The sequence below is a fragment of the Cryobacterium inferilacus genome (assembly GCF_019599185.1).
Lineage (GTDB): Bacteria > Actinomycetota > Actinomycetes > Actinomycetales > Microbacteriaceae > Cryobacterium > Cryobacterium inferilacus.
In genome coordinates, this window is record NZ_JAIEUL010000026.1 from 15,106 (window position 1) to 27,397 (window position 12,292).

12 protein-coding genes are annotated in these 12,292 nt (G+C 68.7%); 7 read left to right on the forward strand and 5 right to left on the reverse strand.

The features are described 5' to 3' along the window. Positions 1-7 precede the first annotated feature (7 nt). On the forward strand, positions 8-1,036 hold the full coding sequence (locus K2F54_RS17150) for a LacI family DNA-binding transcriptional regulator (RefSeq protein ID WP_220607076.1): 1,029 nt from the start codon (positions 8-10) through the stop codon (positions 1,034-1,036). Between the two features lie 56 nt (positions 1,037-1,092). Here K2F54_RS17150 and K2F54_RS17155 read toward each other — a convergent pair whose 3' ends face one another. Together K2F54_RS17155 and K2F54_RS17160 are read right to left on the reverse strand one after the other, a co-directional pair. Continuing rightward, entirely contained in the window at positions 1,093-2,019 is a 927-nt protein-coding gene (locus K2F54_RS17155) for an LLM class F420-dependent oxidoreductase (protein ID WP_220607077.1), read from the reverse strand. Beyond that, a complete protein-coding gene (locus tag K2F54_RS17160; protein ID WP_220607078.1) occupies positions 2,016-2,921 on the reverse strand; it encodes a DNA-methyltransferase in 906 nt (301 codons plus the stop codon). The genes K2F54_RS17155 and K2F54_RS17160 overlap by 4 nt, the downstream gene beginning before the upstream one ends. A gap of 34 nt (positions 2,922-2,955) precedes the next feature. Here K2F54_RS17160 and K2F54_RS17165 point away from each other — a divergent pair, with 34 nt between their 5' ends. Then, positions 2,956-3,276 (forward strand): GNAT family N-acetyltransferase, encoded by a 321-nt coding sequence (locus K2F54_RS17165; RefSeq protein WP_220607079.1) that lies wholly within the window; start codon positions 2,956-2,958, stop codon positions 3,274-3,276. Here K2F54_RS17165 and lplAB read toward each other — a convergent pair whose 3' ends face one another. Continuing rightward, positions 3,277-4,326 (reverse strand): lipoate-protein ligase LplAB, encoded by a 1,050-nt coding sequence (gene lplAB, locus K2F54_RS17170; protein ID WP_220607080.1) that lies wholly within the window; start codon positions 4,324-4,326, stop codon positions 3,277-3,279. 9 nt (positions 4,327-4,335) lie between these two features. Then, positions 4,336-5,241, reverse strand: a complete 906-nt coding sequence (locus tag K2F54_RS17175; protein ID WP_308287722.1) for an alpha/beta fold hydrolase — start codon at positions 5,239-5,241, stop codon at positions 4,336-4,338. Between the two features lie 229 nt (positions 5,242-5,470). Here K2F54_RS17175 and K2F54_RS17180 point away from each other — a divergent pair, with 229 nt between their 5' ends. Both K2F54_RS17180 and K2F54_RS17185 read left to right on the forward strand, forming a co-directional pair. After that, complete coding sequence (locus K2F54_RS17180; protein WP_220607082.1) at positions 5,471-5,953, forward strand: MarR family winged helix-turn-helix transcriptional regulator; 483 nt, start codon at positions 5,471-5,473, stop codon at positions 5,951-5,953. Between the two features lie 5 nt (positions 5,954-5,958). Beyond that, positions 5,959-7,341 carry an MFS transporter gene (locus K2F54_RS17185; protein ID WP_220607083.1) on the forward strand — a complete coding sequence of 461 codons (1,383 nt, stop codon included), beginning with the start codon at positions 5,959-5,961 and terminating at the stop codon, positions 7,339-7,341. A gap of 4 nt (positions 7,342-7,345) precedes the next feature. On the opposite strand, the gene K2F54_RS17190 is transcribed toward K2F54_RS17185, so the two are convergent. Beyond that, positions 7,346-8,353: a LacI family DNA-binding transcriptional regulator gene (locus K2F54_RS17190; protein WP_220607084.1), complete on the reverse strand. Its 1,008-nt coding sequence runs from the start codon at positions 8,351-8,353 to the stop codon at positions 7,346-7,348. A gap of 152 nt (positions 8,354-8,505) precedes the next feature. On the opposite strand from K2F54_RS17190, the gene K2F54_RS17195 reads away from it, so the two are divergent. The 3 genes from K2F54_RS17195 (at position 8,506) to K2F54_RS17205 (ending at position 12,250) form a co-directional block, all read left to right on the forward strand. Further along, positions 8,506-8,850, forward strand: coding sequence for an L-rhamnose mutarotase (locus K2F54_RS17195; RefSeq protein WP_220607085.1), 345 nt, complete (start codon positions 8,506-8,508; stop codon positions 8,848-8,850). A gap of 86 nt (positions 8,851-8,936) precedes the next feature. Beyond that, positions 8,937-10,103 carry an L-rhamnose isomerase gene (rhaI, locus tag K2F54_RS17200; RefSeq protein ID WP_220607086.1) on the forward strand — a complete coding sequence of 389 codons (1,167 nt, stop codon included), beginning with the start codon at positions 8,937-8,939 and terminating at the stop codon, positions 10,101-10,103. 110 nt (positions 10,104-10,213) lie between these two features. Next, the gene (locus K2F54_RS17205) at positions 10,214-12,250 is read left to right on the forward strand and encodes a bifunctional aldolase/short-chain dehydrogenase (protein WP_220607087.1); all 2,037 of its coding nucleotides are present in this window, start codon (positions 10,214-10,216) and stop codon (positions 12,248-12,250) included. Positions 12,251-12,292: the final 42 nt, after the last annotated feature.

Consider the following 12,292-nt stretch of genomic DNA (forward strand, 5'->3'; position numbering starts at 1 on the left):
GACCTTCATGACAACCGGAACGCGCCAGACGCGTCCAGCGCATCCGACTCTCGAGTTGGTAGCTGAGGCCGCAGGCGTGTCCCGCGCCACCGTGAGCCGGGTGGTGAACGGGTCGCCCAAGGTGAGCCCCGAGATCGTCGCGGTGGTGACCGCGGCGATCGAGCGGCTCAACTACGTGCCGAACCGGGCCGCCCGGTCGTTGGCCAGCCGGCAGACCCAGGCCGTGGCACTGATCGTGCCCGAGGACATCACCCGGTTCTTCGGCGACCCGTACTTCGCCGCCGTCGTGCAGGGCATCACCCAGCGTCTGGACGAGAGCGAGTACATCCTCAACCTCCTGGTCGCGTCGAGCGACCCGACGCACAAGACCATGCGTTACCTGCGTAGCGGCAATCTCGACGGCGCCCTCGTGGTCTCGCACCACACCCGCGACAAGTTCCTGGCCGACGTTGAAGCGATGATCCCGCTGGTGTTCGGTGGCCGGCCCGCGAACGACACCGGTCCGAACACCTACTACGTCGACGTGGACAACATCGCCGGCGCCGAGACGGGCACTCAGCACCTGCTCGACCTCGGCCGCACCCGTCTGGGTTCGATCACCGGACCCATCGACATGCCCGCCGGCATCGACAGGTTCACCGGCTTCCAACTCACCCTGGCCCGAGCCGGCCTGGAAGCCGACGCCGTCGAGCACGCCGACTTCACCGCCCTGTCCGCCGCCGCGGCCATGCGCCGGCTGCTCGAGCGCCGGCCGGACCTGGATGGGCTCTTCGTAGCGAGCGACCTGATGGCCACCGGCGCCCTGGCCGTGCTCCGCGAGCAGGGCTACCTGGTACCCGACGACATCGCCATCGTGGCCTTCGACGACAGCCCCGCCGCAATCGGGGCCTCGGTGCCGCTGACCACGATCAGCCAGCCGTCCGCGGAGATGGGCTTCGCCATGGCCGACATGCTGCTGCGGCTGCTGGCCGGCGAGACCGACGTGCCGCACCGCAACATCATGCCGACCCGGCTGATCCAGCGCGACTCCGCCTGATCGAACCGGCCGGCTTCGAATCGGCCGGCTTCGAATCGGCCTGTTTCCGACTCGGCCTAGTCGAGCTGCGGTACGACCTCGCGGGCGATGAAGTCCAGGTGGTCGAGGTCGGCCAGGTCCATGATCTGCAGGTACACGCACTCCACCCCGTCGGCGGCGAGGGCGCCCAGCCGGTCGACGACCTCGGCGGTGGTGCCGGCGATCCCGTGCTCGCGCAGCTCAGCGGGCTCCCGGCCCACGGCGGCGGCCCGGCGGCCGACCTCGGCCTCGTTCGCGCCTGCCACCGCGATCAGTGCCGTGGAGTAGACCAGTTCCCGCGGGTCACGGCCGATGGCCTCGCAGGCGGCCCGCACGCCGGCGAACTTCGCCGGGATGTCGGCGAAGTCGGGGAACGGCAGGTTGAACTCGGTGGCGAACCGTGCGGCCATCGCCGGGGTGCGCTTGGCGCCGCCACCGCCCACGATCACGGGCACCCGGGCCTGGCTGGGCTTGGGCAGTGCGGGCGAATCGACGAGGGTGTAGTGCTCACCGGCAAAGCTGTAGCTCTCACCGACCGGGGTGCCCCACAGCCCGGTGATCACCTCGAGCTGCTCCTCGAGCATGCCGAACCGCTTGGCCGGGAACGGGATGCCGTAGGCGAGGTGCTCCTGTTCGAACCAGCCGGTGCCCAGGCCCAACTCCACCCGCCCGCCCGACATCTGGTCGACCTGCGCCACCTGGATGGCCAAGACCCCCGGCGGGCGGTAGGTGACCGACGACACCAGGGTGCCCAAACGGATGCGCTCGGTCTCGCGGGCCAGGCCGGCCAGCGTGGTCCAGGCATCCGTCGGGCCCGGCAACCCGGAGACGTGGTCACCCATCGCGAGATAGTGGTCGGAGCGGAAGAACGCGTCGAAGCCCAGCTTCTCGGTGGCCTGCGCCACCGCGAGGAGGTCGTCGTAGCTGGCGCCCTGCTGGGGCTCGGTGAAGATACGGAGTCTCATGCTCCCAGTCTTGTCGCCCGGTCATCGTCGACGAAATCGACGTCGGGCAGGGCGCCGAGCCGCTCGTGCATCACGGTCAGCGACTCCGGGTTCTGGTCGATCAGCACGAACTTGCGTCCCAGGGCCGCCGCGACGGCGCCGGTCGTGCCGCTGCCGGCGAAGAAGTCCAGCACCCAGTCGCCCTCGCGGCTGGACGCCTGGATGATGCGGCGCAGGATGCCGATGGGCTTCTGGGTGGGGTAGCCGGTCTTTTCCTTGCCCGTCGGCGAGACGATGGTGTGCCACCAGACATCCGTGGGCAGTTTGCCCTTGGCCACCTTCTCGGGCGTGACCAGGCCCGGCGCCATATACGGCTCCCGGTCGACCGTGGTCGAGTCGAAGTAGTACCGGGCCGGGTTCTTGACGTAGACCAGGATCGTGTCGTGCTTGGTCGGCCAGCGGTTTTTCGACTTCGCGCCGTAGTCGTACGCCCAGATGAGCTCGTTGAGGAAGCAGTCCCGGCCGAACAGGGCGTCGAGCAGCACCTTGGCGTAGTGCGCCTCGCGGTAGTCCAGGTGCAGGTAGAGCGTGCCGTCGTCGGCGAGCAGGCGCCAGGCCTCGATCAGGCGGGGCTCCAGGAACGCCCAGTAGTCCTCGAACTGGTCGTCGTAGCCGAGCAGGTCGCCCTTGATGCGCTCGTAGCGCTGGCCCTTGAACCCGGTGATGGTGCCGGCGGCGTGCGCCCCGCTGGCCAGGGTGCTGCGCACCGAGGTGGTCGCCTGCCGTTTCTGGCTGCGGCCGGTGTTGAAGGGCGGGTCGAGGTAGATCAGGGTGAAGGAACCGTCGGGCAGCGTGGGCAGCACCACCAGGTTGTCGGCCTGGATGACTCGGCTGGGAGAGACCTGAGTCCACGCGTTTGGCATTCCCTCATTCTGTCAGTCGGCCTACGCTGATCCGATGACGATCGACAAGTTGGCCCGTGAGGATACCGGCGCCCAGGTGCAGCATGATGCCGAGCTGTCCCGGTACACCCTGCTGCTGGACGGCGAGCCGGCCGGGTTGGCGGACTACCGCATCGTCGGTCAGGAGATCCGGTTCACCCACACCGAGGTCGACCCGGCCAAGCGCGATCACGGGCTGGCCGGCATCCTCGTGGAGGAGGCGCTCGATGACGTGCGCACCAGCACCGACCTGACCGTGGTGGCGGACTGCCCGTACGTGGCGGACTGGATCGACCAGCACGCCGAGTACCAGGACCTGCTCAGTCGCGGCCGGTAGCTAGGGGACGCGGCCGATCCACTCGTCGGTGCTGAACTTGCTCTGCACCAGATCGGCGGCCTTGGCGTATTCCTCGTCGGTGATCTCGTCGGGAACGGCGCCGTAGAGGCTCGTGAAGGTCTGCTTCATCCGGTCGATGATCTCTGCACGGCTCAGCCCGGTCTGGCTGCGCAGCGGGTCGACCCGCTTGGCGGCGCTGGTGATGCCCTTGTCGCTGAGCTTCTCCCGGCCGATGCGGAGAACCTGCACCATCTTCTCGCCGTCCATGTCGTAACTCATGGTGACGTGGTGCAGCACCGCACCGCTGCCCAGCCGCTTCTGCGCGGCGCCGCCGATCTTGCCGGTGGGGCTCGTGATGTCGTTCAACGGCTGATAGTGCGCGTCGATGCCGAGCGACTTGAGCGCCGTGATCACCCACTCGTCGAGGAAGGCGTACGAGTCGGCGAAGGTCATGCCGTGCACCAGTTCGGTGGGTGCGTAGATCGAGTAGGTGATCACGGAGCCGGCCTCCATGAACATGGCTCCGCCGCCGGAAACCCGGCGCACGACGGTGAAACCGTGCTTCTCGGCGTTGACCGGGTCGACCTCGTTCTTCAGCGACTGGAAACTCCCGATCACGACGGCAGGCTCGTTCCACTCCCAGATGCGCAGGGTGGGGCGGCGACGGCCCTCGCCGACCTCGACGGCGAGCACCTCGTCGAGCGCCATCTGCATGACAGGTGATTCGGCCCTGGTGTGGATGAGCTGCCACTCGTAGTCGCGCCAGCCGCTGGCGTGGGCGAGTGAGCGACGGATGGCGACGGCGACCGACTCCGGCGAGAAACCGAGCAGGGTGGCCTGGGGTGGCAGCGCGGCCCGCACGACTGCGGCGATGGTGGCCGCATCGCTGTCGGCGGCGAGTCCGTTCACCGCCGCATTGATGTCCTCGAGGGCGTCATCGGGCTCGAGGAAGAAGTCCCCGGCCAGACGGAAATCGGTGATGACGTTGTCGACGACGTCGAGATCGACCACCACGAGCTTGCCGCCAGGAACCTTGTATTCACCATGCATGAGCCCAGCCTAATCGTCGAGCGAATCCTCGGCCGGATCCGGCTGCACGGCCGCCGGAAGTCGGCTGTCCAGCCAGCCGACCAGGTCGGCCAGGACCTGGTCGCGGTTGGTCTCGTTGAAGACCTCGTGCCTGGCGCCCGGGTAGACGATCAGGCGCACATCGGTCAGACCGGAGCGGCGGGTGTACGACTCGGTGAGCTTCCGCGCGCTGCGTTCTCCGCCGACGGGGTCGTCACCGCCCACCTGAATGAGCAGGGGCAGTCCGGCGGGGAGCCGTCTCGCGGGGCGACCGAGGATGCGGGCGGCGTCGCGCAGGCCGAACAGCTTGGCCAGCGGCACGCTCGTGGTGAGCGGATCGGCCACGAACGCCGCCGCGACCGCCGGGTCGCGGCTGAGCCACTCGGCACCGGTCGTGCCGAGGTGCTTGTGCCTGGCGTTGAGGTCGCCGCTGTTGAGGTACCCCGGCCAGCGGTAGGCGGTACCGGTGAGAACGACGGCCTGGTAGTCATCCGGGTATTCGTTGACGATCATTTGCGCCATGAACGACCCCCAGCTGTGCCCGACCAGCACCAGCGGAACCGACGGCTGCCCTGGCTCGGCCTGCTGGGCCACCGTCTGTCTGATCACCGTGCTGAAGCCGTGCACGGCCGCAACCGCGGCGCGCAGGCCGCCTGGGCCCAGCGTGCCGAGTCGGCCGGAGTCGCCGCCGTGTTGGCGCATCCCGGTCTCGCCGTGCCCGCGGTGGTCGTCGGCGTAGACCGAATAGCCGGCCGCGTTGAGCGCCCTGGCCACCTCGCGGTAGCGCTGCGCGTGCTCGCCAACGCCGTGCACGAGTTGCACGAGGGCACGCGGATGGTCGACCGGCCAGGCGTAGTACACGATGGGCACGCCGTATTCGTCAGTGAAGGTGGGCACGGCCTCATTCTGCCGCACAACCCGCTCCCCCGTCCCACCCGCCCCCGTCGGCCCCGTCGGCCCCATTGGCCCCATTGGCCCCAACTGTTCCCCGTGCGGACATTTGCGTCCGGTGCGCCGGACGCAAATGTCCGATTCGGGAACAGTTATGGCGCCTCGGGGTGTCGGAGCGGGACATTTCGGCAAACCGGGAATCATTAGCATGGCTAATTGGTTAGGCTAAGTAACTATGAGCCATCTGCCTGCGCCCTCCTCCACGACCGCGCCACCCGCCCCCGCGCACGCCAAGCGTCGCAGCGTCGCCGAACTCAGCCACGACTTCAGGCTCGCCAACGGCAGGCTCGCCCGCCGGGTACGCCAGGAGCAGGCCGACAACGAACTCACCAGCGGCCAGTTCTCCGCCCTCGGCGCGGTCTTCAGGCTCGGCCCGATGACCCTCAGCGCGCTCAGCGAGGAGGAGCGGGTGACCCCGCCGTCGATGAACCGCACCGTCAACGCGCTCGTCGAGGCGGGCCTGGTCGATCGCGCCGGCTCGGCCGAGGACGGCCGGAAGGTCGTGCTCACCGTCACCGACACCGGGCTGGCCCTCGTGCGCGAAACCCGCAAGCGCCGCGACGACTGGATCGCCAGGCGCATCCTGAAACTCACCCCGGACCAACGCCAGGTTCTGGCCGCCGCCACCGACATCATGAAGGAGCTCGCCAACAGTTGAGTGCAATGTTCCGCTCCCTGAGCGTGGTCAATTACCGGATCTGGTTCGCCGGCGCCCTGGTGTCCAATGTGGGCACCTGGATGCAGCGCACGGCCCAGGACTGGATCGTGCTGACCCAGCTCACCGACTACAACGCCACCGCAGTGGGCATCGTGATGGCCCTGCAGTTCGGCCCGCAGCTGGTGCTGATGCCGTGGTCTGGCCTGATCGCCGACAGGTTCAACCGGCGCAGGCTGCTGATGCTCACGCAGTCCCTGATGGGCGCGCTCGCGCTCGGCCTCGGCCTGATTACCGTGACCGGCGTCGTCGAACTGTGGCACGTCTACCTCTTCGCCCTCGGCCTGGGCATCGTGGCCGCCATCGACGCGCCGGCCAGGCAGACCTTCGTCTCCGAGCTCGTTCCCGACGACAACCTGTCCAACGCCGTCGCGCTCAACTCGGCGTCGTTCAACGGCGCTCGGCTGATCGGCCCCGCGGTGGCAGGCCTGCTCACCGTGGCCGTGGGAGCCGGCTGGGTGTTCATGATCAACGCCGTCACGTTCGCCTTCACGGTCCTCGCCATGACGCTGCTGCGCACCACGCAACTGCGCACGCAGCCCCGCGCGCCCCGTGAGCGCGGGCAGCTGATGGCCGGCTTCCGCTACGTCTGGAAACGGCCGGACATCGTCGCGGTGCTGATCACCGTGTTCCTGGTGGGCACATTCGGCTTCAACTTCGCCATCTTCACCGCCACCATGGCCACGGTCGAGTTCGGCATGGGAGCCAGCGAATTCGGCATCCTCAGCTCGATCATGGCGGTCGGCAGCGTGGCCGGCGCCCTGCTCTCGGCCCGGCGCAGCCGCCCCAGGATGCGCCTGGTCATCGGCGGTGCATTCTTCTTCGGCCTCACCTGCGCGATCGCCGCCGTGATGCCCAACTACATCACCTTCGCGATCTCCCTCGCGTTCGTCGGGCTCACCTCCCTGACCCTGATGACCACGGCGAACGCCTACGTGCAGACCACCACCGAGCCCGCCATGCGCGGCCGGGTGATGGCGCTGTACATGGCCATCTTCGCCGGCGGCACGCCGCTCGGCGCACCCCTGGTCGGCTGGGTGGCCGACCAGTACGGGCCGCGTTGGGCCATCGGCGTCGCTGCGGTCTCCGGGCTGCTCGCGGCCGCCGCGGTGCTGTTCTGGATGATCAGGTACCAGCGCCTGCGGGTGCGCATCCGCCCCCGCACCTCACCCCGCACGGCGCGGGTGCACGTGCGGCACCGCGGGGACGGGCATCCGCTGACCGCGGCCATCCGGGTCGTCACCGACAAGGCGGCCGCCGCAGCCAGGGAGCGCGACCGCGAAACGGCGACCCGCGAGATCGCCGTCACCGAGGCCACCGGGCCACGCTGACCGCTCAGCCGCCGGTCGAGGCCCGCACGATGAGTTCGGGCTGGAACACGATCTGCTCGTGCTCGGCATCCGCCCCCTCGGTCGCCTCACGCAACAGCAGGTCGACCGCGGTGTGACCGATCAGCTCGCTGGGCTGCCGGACGGAGGACAGCGGCACCACGGCCGCCGACGCGAACGCGATGTCGTCGTAGCCGATCAGGGCGATGTCGCCGGGAACCAGGACCTGCCCGTTCATGTTGAGGGCCTGGAGCACACCCATCGCGAGCAGGTCGTTGGCCGCGAAGATGGCGTCCGGCCGCGCCGTGGCGGCCCTGGCCAGCAGCGCCTCGCCGGCCGCGCGCCCCTCCAGCACCGACAGCGCGGCGGTCTCGATCACCTCGAGCGTGGCGCCGGGCTGCTCGGCAACAGCCAGTCGAGCTCCGGCCAGCCGGTCGGTCACCTGCTGCAGGCTCACCGGTCCGCCCACGAAGGCGAGGCGGCGTCTGCCGATCTCGAGCAGGTGACGGGCGGCGGTGTAGCCCCCGGCCGGGTCGTCGACCGACACCGAGGAGAAGTTGTGGTTGTCGGACTGACGGTCGAGCAGCACGGTGGGGGTGCCCCGCTCGCGCAGCCGGGCCAGGCGGTCGGCGGCATCGCCGATCGGTGAGATGAGCACGCCGTGCACCCTTTGTTCCTCGAACAGGTCGAGGTAGGCGTTCTCGCGCTCCTCGTCGTCGTCGCTATTGCCGAGCAACACGGTAAGACCCGCCTCGGCGGCACGGTTCTCGGCACCTCGGGCCAGGTCGGTGAAGAACGGGTTACCCACATCAAGCACGACGAGGCCGATGCTGCGACTGCGGCCGGCTCGCAACTGCCTGGCGGCGTCGTTGCGCACGAAGCCGAGGGTGCGGATGGCGGCCTGCACGCGTTCGACAGTGTCGGGCGAGACCTTCTCCGGTCGGTTCATGACGTTGGAGACCGTGCCGACGGACACCTTCGCCAGTGCCGCCACCTCGCGCACGCTGACCGTCATCTGAGCCTTCCGTTCCCTCTGGGCTCCACCCTAGCGCCCGTACCAAAGTCGTTGCTTGACAGTCTCTCGTCGTCGACCTATATTCTTCAGCAATCGATTAAAACGATTCAACGCCGTCCCGCCTTCAATGTCGAAGTTAGGAATGAACCGCCATGCAACGCGTCTGCTTCCAGCTCCAGGTCAAGCCCGACCGCATCAACGAGTACACCCGACGCCACGCCGCGGTCTGGCCTGAGATGCTCACGGCCCTGCGGGACACGGGCTGGACCAACTACTCGCTCTTCCTCCGCGACGACGGCCTGCTCATCGGCTACCTCGAAACCGAATCCCTCGATGCCGCTCAGGCCGGCATGGCCGCCACCGCGGTCAACGCGCGCTGGCAGGCGGAGATGGCGGAATTTTTCGTCGACCTCGACGGCACACCCGACCAGGGCTTTCTGCAGCTGCGCGAGGTGTTCAACCTCGGCGACCAGCTCGATCGGGCCATCACCACTTGACTCGATTGAAACGATTCATTTAGACTCGCTCTCACCACTGGTCAACACCACCCGCTGACACCATCGCTCACAGAGAAGTGACCCCCATGACGACCTTCGATTCCATCACCAGCCAGCTGGCCGCGCAGGCCATCGAACTCCCCTCCTGGGCGTTCGGCAACTCCGGCACCCGGTTCAAGGTGTTCTCCACGCCGGGGACGCCCCGCACCGTACAGGAGAAGATCGCGGATGCCGCCACGGTGCACCAGCACACCGGCCTGGCCCCGTCGGTGGCGCTGCACATCCCCTGGGACAAGGTGGACGACTACGCCGCCCTGCGCGACTTCGCCGGCGAGCGCGGCCTGGCGTTGGGCACCATCAACTCGAACACCTTCCAGGACGACGCCTACAAGTTCGGCAGCCTCACCCACACGGATGCAGCGGTGCGCCAGAAGGCCATCGACCACCACTTCGACTGCATCGACATCATGCACGCCACGGGCTCGCAGGACCTCAAGATCTGGCTCGCCGACGGCACCAACTATCCGGGCCAGGGCGACATCCGCGGCCGCCAGGATCGCCTCGCCGACTCGCTCGCCACGATCTACGCCCGACTGGGTGCCGAGCAGCGCCTGGTGCTCGAGTACAAGTTCTTCGAACCGGCTTTTTATCACACCGACGTGCCCGACTGGGGAACATCTTTCGCCCAGGTGAGCGCCCTCGGCGAGCGCGCCCTGGTCTGCCTGGACACCGGCCACCACGCTCCGGGCACCAACATCGAGTTCATCGTCGCCCAGCTGCTGCGGCTGGGCAAACTCGGCTCGTTCGACTTCAACTCCCGTTTCTACGCCGACGATGACCTCATCGTCGGTGCGGCCGACCCGTTCCAGCTGTTCCGCATCCTCTACGAGGTCATCCGCGGCGGCGGCTACGGACCAGACTCCCCCGTCGCCTTCATGCTCGACCAGTGTCACAACGTCGAGGACAAGATCCCTGGCCAGATCCGGTCGGTGCTGAACGTGCAGGAGATGACCGCCAGGGCGCTGCTCGTGGACGGCACCGCCCTCCGTGCCGCGCAGGACGCCGGCGACGTGCTCGGCGCCAACGGCATCCTGATGGACGCCTTCTACACCGACGTGCGCGGCGACCTCGCCGCCTGGCGCGAGGCCCGCGGACTGCCCGCCGACCCCATGGTCGCCTATGCGGCATCCGGCTACCAGGCGCAGATCGCCGCCGACCGAGCGGGCGGCCAGCAGGCCGGCTGGGGCGCCTGACAGCTCAACTGTTCCCGCTGCGGACGATTGCGTCCGGTGCACCGGGCGCAATGGTTGCGGATTGGCAACAGTTGGGCCCACGTTTTCCCACTCAGAGAGAGAAGTTCGTCATGACCAACCCCACCGCCCAGGAGCTGATCGCCCGCTCCAACCGGCTCGGAGCCGACCCGAAGAACACCAACTACGCCGGCGGCAACACGTCCGCCAAGGGCACTGAGATCGACCCGGTCACCGGCGAAAGCGTCGAGCTGCTCTGGGTGAAGGGCTCCGGCGGCGACCTCGGCACCCTCACCGAGTCCGGCCTGGCCGTGCTGCGGCTGGACCGCATGCGCGCGCTCACGAACGTGTACCCGGGCCTGGACCGCGAGGACGAGATGGTCACGGCACTCGACTACACCCTGCACGGCAAAGGCGGCGCCGCTCCCTCGATCGACACCCCCATGCACGGGCTCGTCGACGCCGCCCACGTCGACCACCTGCACCCGGATGCCGGCATCGCCATCGCGACCGCCGCCGACGGCGAGGCACTCACCGGCACGATCTTCGGCGACCGGGTGGTCTGGGTCCCGTGGCGTCGCCCTGGCTTCCAGCTCGGCCTCGACATCGCCGCGATCAGGGACGCCAACCCCCAGGCGATCGGCTGCATCCTCGGCGGCCACGGCATCACCGCCTGGGGCGACACCAGCGACGAGTGTGAGACGAACTCACTCTGGATCATCACCACCGCGACCACGTACATCGCCGAGCACTCCACCCCCGAACCGTTCGGCGCGGTACTGAACGGCTTCGGTCCGCTGACCGAGGCCGACCGCCGCGCGAAGGCGGCCGCGCTGGCGCCCACGCTGCGCGGCCTGGTCTCCACCGACGGCGCCAAGGTGGGCCACTTCACGGATGCGCCCGAGGTGCTGGACTTCCTCTCCCGTACCGAGCACCCGCGGTTGGCCGCCCTGGGCACCAGCTGCCCCGACCACTTTCTGCGCACCAAGGTCAAGCCGATGCTGCTCGACCTGCCGGCCGACGCATCCGTGGCGGACTCGATCGCGCGTCTTCAGGAACTGCACGAGGCCTACCGCGCCGACTACCAGGGCTATTACGACCGCAACGCCGGCGCAGACTCGCCCGCGATCCGCGGGGCCGATCCGCTGATCGTGCTGGTTCCGGGCGTGGGCATGTTCAGCTACGGCGCGAACAAGCAGACCGCCAGGGTCGCCGGCGAGTTCTACCTCAACGCGATCAACGTCATGCGCGGTGCCGAGGGGCTCTCCAGCTACGCTCCCATCGACGAGGCCGAGAAGTTCCGGATCGAATACTGGGCCCTCGAAGAGGCCAAGCTGCAGCGGATGCCGAAGCCCAAACCGCTGGCAACCCGCGTGGCCCTGGTCACCGGGGCGGCCTCGGGGATCGGCAAGGCCATCGCCACCCGCCTCGCGGCCGAGGGCGCCTGCGTCGTCATCGCCGACCTCGACCTCGCGAAGGCCCAGGCCGCCGCCGCGGAGATCGGCAGCGCTGATGTCGCGATCGGCGTGCAAGCCAACGTGACCGACGAGGCGCAGGTGCAGGCAGGCGTCGACGCCGCCGTGCTCGCCTTCGGCGGACTCGACCTGGTCGTGAACAACGCCGGGCTGTCGCTGTCGAAGTCGCTGCTGGAGACCACGGTGGCCGATTGGGACCTGCAGCACAACGTGATGGCCAAGGGATCCTTCCTGGTGTCCCGGGCGGCGGCGAAGGTGCTCATCGACCAGGGACTCGGCGGCGACATCATCTACATCTCGAGCAAGAACTCCGTCTTCGCCGGCCCGAACAACATCGCCTACTCGGCCACCAAGGCCGACCAGGCCCACCAGGTACGCCTGCTCGCCGCCGAGCTCGGCGAGTACGGCGTGAAGGTCAACGGTATCAACCCCGACGGTGTCGTGCGTGGCTCTGGCATCTTCGCCGGCGGCTGGGGCGCCAAGCGCGCCGCGGTCTACGGCGTGGCCGAGGACGACCTGGGCAAGTACTACGCCCAGCGCACCCTGCTCAAGCGCGAGGTGCTGCCCGAGAACGTCGCCAACGCGGTCTTCGTGCTCTGCACGGCCGACCTCAGCCACACCACCGGGCTGCACATCCCGGTCGACGCCGGCGTCGCCGCCGCATTCCTCCGGTGAGCCCGGTGACCCCGGCTCGCCCGGCTCGCTCTGCAGCCGCCA